Source organism: Curtobacterium sp. ABR8 (assembly GCF_057812125.1).
Window position 1 is genome coordinate 3942691 of sequence record NZ_CM173818.1, and the last position, 9047, is coordinate 3951737.

The 9047-nt window shown below is 67.3% G+C and carries 13 protein-coding genes; 4 read left to right on the top strand and 9 right to left on the bottom strand.

The genetic code is table 11. The features are described from left to right. The first annotated feature begins 25 nt into the window (after positions 1-25). From ACXKZB_RS18935 to ACXKZB_RS18950, 4 genes are all read left to right on the top strand, one after another. Positions 26-1330, top strand: coding sequence for an aminotransferase-like domain-containing protein (locus tag ACXKZB_RS18935; RefSeq protein WP_123311304.1), 1305 nt, complete (start codon positions 26-28; stop codon positions 1328-1330). 60 nt (positions 1331-1390) lie between these two features. Beyond that, entirely contained in the window at positions 1391-2353 is a 963-nt protein-coding gene (locus ACXKZB_RS18940) for a D-alanine--D-alanine ligase family protein (RefSeq protein ID WP_123311302.1), read from the top strand. Positions 2354-2511: 158 nt separating this feature from the next. Continuing rightward, the gene (locus ACXKZB_RS18945; RefSeq protein WP_488824197.1) at positions 2512-2781 is read left to right on the top strand and encodes an ATP-dependent Clp protease proteolytic subunit; all 270 of its coding nucleotides are present in this window, start codon (positions 2512-2514) and stop codon (positions 2779-2781) included. 126 nt (positions 2782-2907) lie between these two features. Beyond that, the gene (locus ACXKZB_RS18950; RefSeq protein WP_488824198.1) at positions 2908-3126 is read left to right on the top strand and encodes an ATP-dependent Clp protease proteolytic subunit; all 219 of its coding nucleotides are present in this window, start codon (positions 2908-2910) and stop codon (positions 3124-3126) included. Here the strand turns inward: ACXKZB_RS18950 and ACXKZB_RS18955 are convergent. The 9 genes from ACXKZB_RS18955 to rpmH form a co-directional block, all read right to left on the bottom strand. Continuing rightward, positions 3113-3427, bottom strand: a complete 315-nt coding sequence (locus ACXKZB_RS18955) for a helix-turn-helix domain-containing protein (protein WP_488824199.1) — start codon at positions 3425-3427, stop codon at positions 3113-3115. The two genes, ACXKZB_RS18950 and ACXKZB_RS18955, sit on opposite strands and share 14 nt — an antisense overlap. Positions 3428-3549: 122 nt before the next feature. Then, positions 3550-4515: a ParB/RepB/Spo0J family partition protein gene (locus ACXKZB_RS18960; RefSeq protein WP_488824200.1), complete on the bottom strand. Its 966-nt coding sequence runs from the start codon at positions 4513-4515 to the stop codon at positions 3550-3552. Then, the gene (locus ACXKZB_RS18965; protein WP_275898011.1) at positions 4515-5408 is read right to left on the bottom strand and encodes a ParA family protein; all 894 of its coding nucleotides are present in this window, start codon (positions 5406-5408) and stop codon (positions 4515-4517) included. The genes ACXKZB_RS18960 and ACXKZB_RS18965 overlap by 1 nt, the downstream gene beginning before the upstream one ends. An 81-nt stretch (positions 5409-5489) precedes the next feature. After that, positions 5490-6149, bottom strand: a complete 660-nt coding sequence (gene rsmG, locus ACXKZB_RS18970) for a 16S rRNA (guanine(527)-N(7))-methyltransferase RsmG (RefSeq protein WP_488824201.1) — start codon at positions 6147-6149, stop codon at positions 5490-5492. Further along, positions 6146-6640 (bottom strand): Jag family protein, encoded by a 495-nt coding sequence (locus ACXKZB_RS18975; protein ID WP_488824202.1) that lies wholly within the window; start codon positions 6638-6640, stop codon positions 6146-6148. Before ACXKZB_RS18975 ends, rsmG begins: the two co-directional genes overlap by 4 nt. Then, complete coding sequence (gene yidC / locus ACXKZB_RS18980; RefSeq protein ID WP_123292941.1) at positions 6641-7609, bottom strand: membrane protein insertase YidC; 969 nt, start codon at positions 7607-7609, stop codon at positions 6641-6643. A gap of 8 nt (positions 7610-7617) precedes the next feature. Further along, positions 7618-7998 carry a membrane protein insertion efficiency factor YidD gene (yidD, locus tag ACXKZB_RS18985; RefSeq protein WP_111083680.1) on the bottom strand — a complete coding sequence of 127 codons (381 nt, stop codon included), beginning with the start codon at positions 7996-7998 and terminating at the stop codon, positions 7618-7620. After that, positions 7995-8345 (bottom strand): ribonuclease P protein component, encoded by a 351-nt coding sequence (gene rnpA / locus ACXKZB_RS18990; protein WP_488824203.1) that lies wholly within the window; start codon positions 8343-8345, stop codon positions 7995-7997. The genes yidD and rnpA overlap by 4 nt, the downstream gene beginning before the upstream one ends. Positions 8346-8392: 47 nt before the next feature. Further along, positions 8393-8530 carry a 50S ribosomal protein L34 gene (rpmH, locus tag ACXKZB_RS18995; RefSeq protein WP_022889115.1) on the bottom strand — a complete coding sequence of 46 codons (138 nt, stop codon included), beginning with the start codon at positions 8528-8530 and terminating at the stop codon, positions 8393-8395. Positions 8531-9047: the final 517 nt, after the last annotated feature.

The following is a 9047-nucleotide window of genomic DNA, read 5'->3' on the forward strand; positions in this document are numbered from 1 at the left end:
AATGTCTCACTGATCGGAGCACGGTATGACGAACGGCAACAGCCTCGACCCCTGGTACGACTCCTACGCCCAGCGCACCGCCGGGCTGAGCGCCTCCGAGGTCCGAGCCCTGTTCGCCGTCGCCTCGCGCCCTGAGGTGGTCTCGCTGGCTGGCGGCATGCCGTTCGTCTCCGCGCTGCCGAGAGAGCTCGTCACGGGCTCCCTGGACCGCGTGATGAACGAGCACGCCGCCATGGCGCTGCAGTACGGCGGTGGTCAGGGTCTCCGGTCGCTCCGCGAGCACATCGTGGACGTCATGAGCCTCGAGGGCATCCGTGCGAGCGCCGAGGACGTCGTCGTGACCACGGGCTCGCAGCACGCGCTCGACCTCGTCACGCGGCTGTTCATCGATCCGGGCGACGTCGTGCTCGCCGAGTCCCCGTCCTACGTCGGCGCGATCGGTGTGTTCCGGTCGTACCAGGCCGAGACCGTCCACGTGACGACCGACGAACTCGGGCTGGTGCCTGAGGCGCTGCGCGAGGCGATCGCCAACCTGCGCACGCAGGGGAAGCGGATCAAGTTCCTCTACACGATCCCGAACTTCCACAATCCGGCCGGCGTCACCATGAGCCGGGAGCGCCGTATCGAGGTGCTCGACATCTGCCGGTCGAACAACATCCTCGTGCTCGAGGACAACCCGTACGGGCTCCTCTGGTTCGACGAGCCGGCACCGCAGGCCATCCGCTCCATCGACGAAGAAGGGGTCGTGTACCTGGGCTCCTTCTCGAAGACCCTCGCACCCGGTTTCCGCGTCGGCTGGGCGCTCGCGCCGCATGCCATCCGCGAGAAGCTCGTGCTCGCCAACGAGTCGGCAGTCCTCGCCCCGAACTCCTTCGGCCAGTACGTCGTGAACGCATACCTGGACGCCGCGGACTGGAAGGGTCAGGTCGACACCTTCCGGGGCATCTACGCAGAGCGTCGCGACGCCATGCTGTCCGCCCTGGGGGAGTTCCTGCCGGACCTGTCCTGGACGAAGCCGAACGGTGGCTTCTTCGTCTGGCTCACGCTCCCCGAGTCGCTCGACTCGAAGGGCATGCTGCCGCGCGCGGTGAAGGAGCTCGTCGCCTACACGCCGGGGACGGCCTTCTACGCAGACGGTCGCGGTGGGGGACACATCCGGCTGTCGTTCTGCTACCCCACTCCCGAGCAGATCCGCGTCGGCGTGAAGCGGCTCGCCAACGTCGTGAACGACGAGCTCGAGCTGATCGAGACGTTCGGCCCGAGCACGCGGCCGAACGGCGTCGTGCGTGAGACGTCCTCGGTCAGCGCGCCGCCGCCGAACATCTCCTGATCAGCGCTTTTCTGCGGTGCGAAGCCCACCAGCACCGTCGTTCCACACCGGAGGACCCCCATGGCTGAGCTCACCCGTCGTCACGTCGTCGTCGTCGCGGGAGGGATCTCGCACGAACGTGACGTCTCCCTGCGCTCCGGTCGACGGGTCGCCGACTCGCTGACCGGGTACGGCTGGCAGGTCGACCTCCGCGACGCGGACGCACTGCTCCTGCCGGCTCTCGCCGAAACCCGCCCGGACGTCGTGTGGCCGGCTCTGCACGGCGCCTCCGGTGAAGACGGGGCCCTGCGGGGCATCCTGGAGGCGGTGGACATCCCGTTCGTCGGCTCACGTTCCACGTCGGCACGGTTGGCATGGGACAAGCCCACGGCCTCCGCGTTGGTCGCGCGGGCAGGTGTGCGAACCCCTCGCTCCGTCACGCTGTCCCACGACGTGTTCCGCGAACTCGGTGCTGTCGGAGTGCTCGAGGCCATCGCGGGGGAGCACCCGGTTCCACTCGCCGTGAAGCCAGCACGCGGTGGCAGCGCGCAGGGCGTCACCCTCGTCGACGACGTCAACGACCTGCCGCGAGCCATGGTGACGGCGTACACGTACTGTGACGACGTCGTGGTCGAGCAGCTCATCCGAGGCACCGAGGTCGCTGTCGGCATCATCGACACCGGCGACGGGCCCGTGGCCCTCTCCGCCGTGGAGATCGTGCCGCGGAACGGGATCTACGGGTTCGAGGCACGGTACAACGCGGGGGAGACGACGTTCTACACCCCGGCCCGGCTGTCGGACGAGTTCGCGTCAGCTGCAGCGGACGCCGCAGTCGCAGCCCACGCTGCGCTCGGCCTCCGCCACCTGTCGCGTGTGGACCTCATCATCGACGGAGCGGGTACGCCCTGGTTCCTCGAGGCCAACGTTCTCCCGGGTCTGACCGAGACTTCACTGCTCCCGCAGGCACTCTCGGCGTCCGGTTTCGACCTGGGTTGGACCTACGCAGAGCTCGCCGAACAGGCGATCCGCGACCACCACGCCTGAGTTGCGGGCGTGAACGTTCCACGTGGAACATCGGAGTGGCCGCGAGTGCGATGTTCCACGTGGAACACCGCTGCGCGGCGGCTCGCTGCTGAGAACTGATCCGCTTCCGGAACGACATTGCGCTCTGGACGCATTCGCCTAGCGGCTCGGTTCCGGCGGTGCTCGCACTCCGGGACCTCAAGCGACGAGCGCTGCCGCACAACCGGAGCCTTATGCACCAGGGCGGACTCATCGCGGCAGACGCCGGGCAGAAGGTCGACCGCATCTTCGAGGACTCGCTGCACGACCACTGGTACTCCGCGCAGGAGGCCCTCGACTACGGGTTCGTCGACCTGGTCGTCAACGACTTCTCGGGGATCCGACCCCAGCAGCGCAGGTCCGCGGTGACAGGCTTCGGCGGACCTCCGGCACGGGAGGGAGACCGATGAGTGCGTACACGATCCCGAACGTCATCGCGCGGGACGCCTGCGACGACCGGGTCTTGGAGGTCTTGTCGCACCTGCTCACCGAACGGATCATCTCCATCGGTACCGCGATCGATGCTGGCGTCGCCAATGCCCTCATCGCGACTCCGCTTCCTCGAGTCGGACAACCCGGGCTCGGACCTGCGGCTCTCCGTCAACTCCGACGGCGGCGACCCGAGTGCCATGCTCGCCGAGCACAGCGGCCAGAGTATCGACCACCTCCGAGCCGACACGGATCACGATCGCGTGATCTCGGCCCGTCAGGCCCAGCGGTACGGGCTCGTGGACCCCGTGATCACTCGACGCTGACGGGAGGCGTCCCCGACGACGCCTCAGGCTGCGACGAGGAAGCTGCTCCGCAGTTGTTCGCCATCAGTACCTGCGGAACGTGGTCACCCGAGGGCACCTTCCGCCCGCGTTCCATCTCCGACGAGTACTGCGGAGACACCCCTGCGCGACGAGCAACGTCGTGAAGGGTGCCCACGCGGCCGCGACGCCAAGCGCGGAGTTCCTCGCCAACGCCCCACGCCAAAGCGGCTCGGGATTCTAGAACCTCATGATTCGAGCCTGGTTCCACGTGGAACATGCGGCGTTCGCGTTCGCTGTTCATGAACTCGCATCAGCTGAACGGCTACGCGCTCCGCACCGGGCCGAACGATCCCTCACTGCTCCGGATATCCGAGCCGGGCCTGCGAGGCCCGCTACGGGGCGCACAGCGCCATTGACGAGGCGTCAGGACGAGACGTCGCTGATCCCCAGCTCCGTGAGGATGCGGTTGAGGTCGTCACCGTTCGCGAAGTCGATCGTCACGGAACTCTTCCGTGCTCCGACGGCGATCTTGACCCGCGTGTTCAGGCGATCGCCGATCCGCTCAGCGAGGTCGTTGAAGTGCGCTTGGTTCTTCGTGGGCTGCGGCGCCGGCTTCGGCGGGGTCTTCGTCGCGAGCTGCTGCGCGATGGACTCAGCAGCACGGACCGACAGGTCCTCGTTGACGATCTTCTCGGCGAGGTACTCCATGGCCTCAGCATCCGGTGCAGCCAGGATCGCGCGTGCGTGACCGGCTGACAGCACGCCGGCGGCGACCCGTCGCTGCACGGGGGAGGGGAGCCGCAGCAGACGGATGGTGTTGGTGATCTGCGGACGCGACCGGCCGATGCGCTGGCCGAGCTGCTCCTGCGTGATACCGAAGTCCGCCAAGAGCTGCTGGTAGGCCGAAGCTTCCTCGAGGGGGTTGAGCTGCGCCCGGTGGAGGTTCTCGAGGAGGGCATCACGGAGCATCGCGTCGTCCGGCGTCTCCTTGACGATCGCCGGGATGACGCTGAGTCCGAGTTCCTTGGTCGCACGGAGGCGACGTTCGCCCATGATGAGCTCGTACTGCGGCTCCGTCCCGGCAGCCCCGGGGATCGGGCGGACCACGATGGGCTGCAGGACGCCGATCTCGCGAATGGAGTGCACGAGCTCCTGCAGCTCTTCCTCGCGGAACTCCTTGCGAGGCTGCTGCGCGTTCGGGATCACGTCCAGCGGGTTGAGGTTCGCGAGCCGCGCACCCGGGACGGCCACGAGCTCGTCGGCCGTCGGCGCCGATGCCGGGGAACCACCGGTGGGGAAGAACACGTCGACCGGACGATCCTGCTGGTCCGTTGCCGTCGGGATGAGCGCGCCGATGCCACGGCCCAGTCCGGTTCGCTTGGGTGCCATCAGTCCTGCGCTCCTCGTGCTGCGATCTCGGCGGCCGCCTCCAGGTAGGAGAGCGACCCTGTGGAGTTCACGTCGTACGCCACGACGCTCTGTCCGTAACTCGGCGCTTCACTCACCCGCACTGATCGGGGGATCATCGCCTTGAGGACCTGGTCACCGAAGTGCTCACGCACGTCATTTGCGACCTGGTTCGCCAGGTTGGTCCGTCCGTCGTACATGGTCAGCAGGATGGTCGAGACCCGGAGATTCGGGTTGAGGTGCCGCTCGATGAGCTCGATGTTCCGCAACAACTGGCTGAGCCCCTCGAGCGCGTAGTACTCGCACTGGATCGGGATCAGCACTTCCTGCGCCGCAACGAACGCGTTGATCGTCAAGAGGCCGAGCGACGGCGGGCAGTCGATGAACACGTAGTGGTACGGCTCATCCAGCGACTGGAGGTACAGGTCGAGCGCGGTACGCAGGCGCTGTTCCCGCGCAACCAGCGACACGAGCTCGATCTCCGCACCGGCCAGGTGGATCGTCGCCGGGACACACCAGAGTGTGTCGGATTCGGGGGACCGCTGCACCGTGTCGGCCATCGCAGCCTCGTCGACGATGACGTCGTAGATGCTGGCGACCTCAGCCTGGTGGTCGACACCGAGAGCCGTCGACGCGTTGCCCTGTGGATCAAGGTCGATCACGAGGACGCGAGCCCCGCCGTGGGCGAGGCCTGCAGCCAAGTTGACGGTCGTCGTGGTCTTTCCGACGCCGCCCTTCTGGTTCGAGACGGTGATGATGCGCGTCTTGGATGGCAATGGGAACTGCTGCGTCGCGATGGCCCGACGCCGGCGGTTCAGGTCGGCGATTTCGCGAGCAAGCGGAGTCGACGCGTCGTAATCGGTCGATGAGCTCAACGAATGCCTCTTCCCCGGTTCGATGTTTCACGTGAAACGTGGAGCCGCTGGTGGTCGAACCTGCCGGTCCGGGCCGCAGCGTCAGTCAACTGTAGCCCGGAAGACACGTGTGGTCTCTTCGACCACACCGTCCCCGAGCTCGAGGACCTCGACGTCCGAAAGGTGCGTGCGGAGGATGACCTTCCGAGCCTTCTCGATCTCGTCGTCAACCCGCGCACCCTTCATCAGGATGAGCTGACCGCCGGACCGAACGAGCGGAACCGTGATCGGGATCAGCTTCGACAGTGCACTGACAGCGCGGGCCGTGACCTGGTCGACCACGATGTCATCAGCGACGTCCTCGGCGCGGGCACGGACGACGGTCACGTTCGACAGGCCGAGTCGGCCCGCCTCGGACGTGAGCCAGTCCACACGACGCTCCATCGGCTCGATGAGCGTGAACTGCACGTCAGGACGGGCGATCGCGAGCACGAGACCGGGCAACCCGGCACCGGAGCCGACGTCGGCGACCCGGCCACGGGCCTCCAGGAGGGGAGCCAGCAACGCAGAATTGAGGATGTGTCGCGTCCAGAGTCGCGGCAATTCGAGCGGGCCGATCAGGCCCAGCTCCTCGCCCCGCCGAGCCAGCTCGTTCGTGAACGACCGCGCCGTCGCGATCTGGTCACCGAAGAGCGCGGACGCAGCCGCGGGCTCGGCTTCGAGCACCGGAGCGACGTCCGTGGACACCACGTCATCCGTCATCGGGTGACGACCGTGTGGCGGTCCCGACCCTCGCCCTCGGACTCCGAGTGGAAGCCCTTCTCGGCGACCAGGTCGTGGACCAGCTTGCGCTCGTACGACGACATCGGGGGCAGGGCGGCCGACGACGAACCCGCCTCGATGCGCTCGACCGCAGTGTCGACGAGACGCTGGAGTTCATCGGCACGGGCGTCACGCGAACCGCCCACGTCGAGGATCAACCGGCTGAACTCACCGGTCTCGGCCTGCACGGCGATCCGCGTCAGTTCCTGCAGCGCGGTCACGGTGTCCGGCTTCGACAGCACACGGAGCGCCTCACCGTCATCGGTGACCGACAGGTAGACGCGGCCGGCGCGCTCCTCGATCTCGATGTCGCCATCGAGGTCGCAGATGTCGAGGAGTTCCTCGATGTAGTCCGCAGCGATGTCGGCTTCGTCGCGGCCGTCCTCGGCCTCGGGGGTGTCGACGGCTGCGGCGGTGTCCTGCTCGGTCACTTACTTCTTCCCGTTCTTCTTCGAGCGCTGCTTGCCGACCGGCTGCGAACGCTGGGTGGTGACGCGCACGGCCTCGATCTCGGCGGCACCCGCACCGGCACCGGCCTCGGCGAGGACCGGGTTCGCGATCCCGCGACGCTGAGCCTTCTTCGCCAGACGTGCCTCACGCGCCAGCGCCGCCTCGGAGCCGGGCGTCGGCATGCTGCGGATGACGAAGTACTGCTGCGCCATCGTCCAGACGTTCGACGCGAGCCAGTAGAACATGACGCCGAGGGGGAAGCTCAGACCCGAGATGACGAACACCAGGGGGAGGATGTACAGCATCATCTTCTGCTGGCGGTACATCGGCGACGCCTTGGTCTCCGGCGACATGTTCTTGGCGACCAGCTGCAGCTGCGTGATGAACTGCGAGGCCGTCATGACCACGATCATGAAGCCGGCGATCGCACGGACTTCCCACCCGGAGGCGTTGGTGAACGTCTCGTGCAGGGGAGCGCCGAACAGGGCCGCGTTGCCGAACGACGCCGCGAGGTCGTTCGTCAGCAGGCCGATGCCCGTCTTGTTGATCTGTGCTTCGTGCAGCACCGAGTACAGCGAGAAGAAGATCGGCATCTGCAGCAGCAGCGGCAAGCAGGAGCTCAGCGGGTTGGTGCCGGTCTCCTTGTAGAGCGCCATGGTCTCGCGGCTCATGGCCTCACGCGAGAACTGGTCCTTCTTGCCCTTGTACTTGTCCTGGATCTTCTTCAGCTGCGGCGCGACCTCGAGCATGCGACGCTGCGACTTGATCTGGCGCACGAAGATCGGGATCAGCGCGGCGCGGACCACGAAGGTCAGGAAGATGATGGAGAGGACCCAGGTGATACCCGCGCCCGGGTCCATGCCGATGCTCTCGAAGATCCAGTGGAAGCCGACGAGGATGGCGGAGACCACCCATTTGAGCGGCCAGAGGATCGTACCGATGATGTCCATGGGGACGGCTACGCCTTTCGAGTGCGCTGGGGGAGCAGGACCGGCCGGGCCGTTCCGACCGCGGGGTGCGGCTGCTGCGGGATCGGCGCGAGGACGAACCCGAACCGGTTGACGACGAACGGGCGACGACGTTCCGTGACGTCGTCGATGCCGCCTGCAGCCCAGGGGTTGCAGCGAGCGATACGCCAGGCGCCCATCGCGGATCCGCGGACGACGCCGTACTGCTGGATCGCTTCGAGGGCGTACCGGGAGCACGACGGGTGGTACCGGCAGACGTTGCCGTACAGCGGGGAGATCACGGCACGGTAGGCCCGGAGCACGACGACGCACGCGTTGCGTGGGAGCAACGCGGCGACCCAGGCCAGCCGGGTCCACTGGATGCGGTTCATGCTGCCTTCTCCACCCCGCGCGCGTAGGAGCGCACGACGTCTTCGAGCAGGGTAGGCCATCCGGCCTGCGATGCGGCTGGCAGTGCTCGGACCACCACGTCGTACCCCACGGGGGAGTCGGCGAGGATGCCGTGCGCAATCGCCTTGAGCCGCCGCCTGATCAGGTTCCGTGTCACGGCGTTGCCCACCGTCTTCGCGACGATGAACCCGAACCGTGATGGTCCGGTGGGGTCCGCCGGACGACGGACCACGGACACAACGACGTGCGCCGTGGCGCTCTTGCGACCACGACGCACGACGTTCCGGTAGTCGTCCCCGCGGACGATGCGGTTGGCTCTGGCCAACACTGCGATGCCGGGGTCAGACCGAGGACCGGATCAGGCGATGAGCCTGATCAGGCCGAGAGCTCGGTGCGGCCCTTGGCGCGACGCGCCGACAGGATGGCGCGGCCGGCACGCGTCCGCATGCGGAGGCGGAAGCCGTGCTTCTTGGCGCGGCGACGGTTGTTCGGCTGGAAGGTGCGCTTGCTCATGATCTCTCCACACGGCTGCTCGCGGCGAGCCGTCACGTATGTATGTGTCATCGCTCGGTGTCGAACGACGCAGATGGGCGCGACCAATCGGCCGCAGTCAACTGGTTAACGGTACGTGACAGCAGCGGGCAGGTCAAACGCCGATCGGGGCCGGCCTCGATGCCGGGGCGTCGTGGACACCGCCGCGGTCCATTCTCCACATTGGGGACAACTTCCGTTCGGTGCCACCCGGCCCGGTCCTTTACAGTGGGGTCATCGATCGGCCCCGCGCCCCGGTACGACAGGGAAGTACTCCTGTCCGACGGATCCGGGCGGTCGTGGACAACACTGTGGACAACCCTGTGGGAACACGCGCGGTACGAGGCGTCGACGAAGCCCCCGAGCCACCGATGAACCGCCGGCGAACGACACGGTCCGCTGAGCGCCACCACCCGCGGCGCCCCGGCACGTCCGACCCAGCAGGACGCACCCCGGTCCGGCACCGAACGCACGACACACACCTGGAGACGAGCGCGAC

Excerpts from the sequence above, each read along its gene's own strand:
- ACXKZB_RS18935 (WP_123311304.1), top strand. The coding sequence starts at position 26 with ATGACGAACGGCAACAGCCTCGACCCCTGGTACGACTCCTACGCCCAG.
- ACXKZB_RS18940 (WP_123311302.1), top strand. The coding sequence starts at position 1,391 with ATGGCTGAGCTCACCCGTCGTCACGTCGTCGTCGTCGCGGGAGGGATC.
- ACXKZB_RS18950 (WP_488824198.1), top strand. The coding sequence starts at position 2,908 with ATGCCCTCATCGCGACTCCGCTTCCTCGAGTCGGACAACCCGGGCTCG.
- ACXKZB_RS18955 (WP_488824199.1), bottom strand. The coding sequence starts at position 3,427 with ATGAACAGCGAACGCGAACGCCGCATGTTCCACGTGGAACCAGGCTCG.
- ACXKZB_RS18960 (WP_488824200.1), bottom strand. The coding sequence starts at position 4,515 with ATGGCACCCAAGCGAACCGGACTGGGCCGTGGCATCGGCGCGCTCATC.
- rsmG (WP_488824201.1), bottom strand. The coding sequence starts at position 6,149 with ATGACGGATGACGTGGTGTCCACGGACGTCGCTCCGGTGCTCGAAGCC.
- yidC (WP_123292941.1), bottom strand. The coding sequence starts at position 7,609 with ATGGACATCATCGGTACGATCCTCTGGCCGCTCAAATGGGTGGTCTCC.
- yidD (WP_111083680.1), bottom strand. The coding sequence starts at position 7,998 with ATGAACCGCATCCAGTGGACCCGGCTGGCCTGGGTCGCCGCGTTGCTC.
- rpmH (WP_022889115.1), bottom strand. The coding sequence starts at position 8,530 with ATGAGCAAGCGCACCTTCCAGCCGAACAACCGTCGCCGCGCCAAGAAG.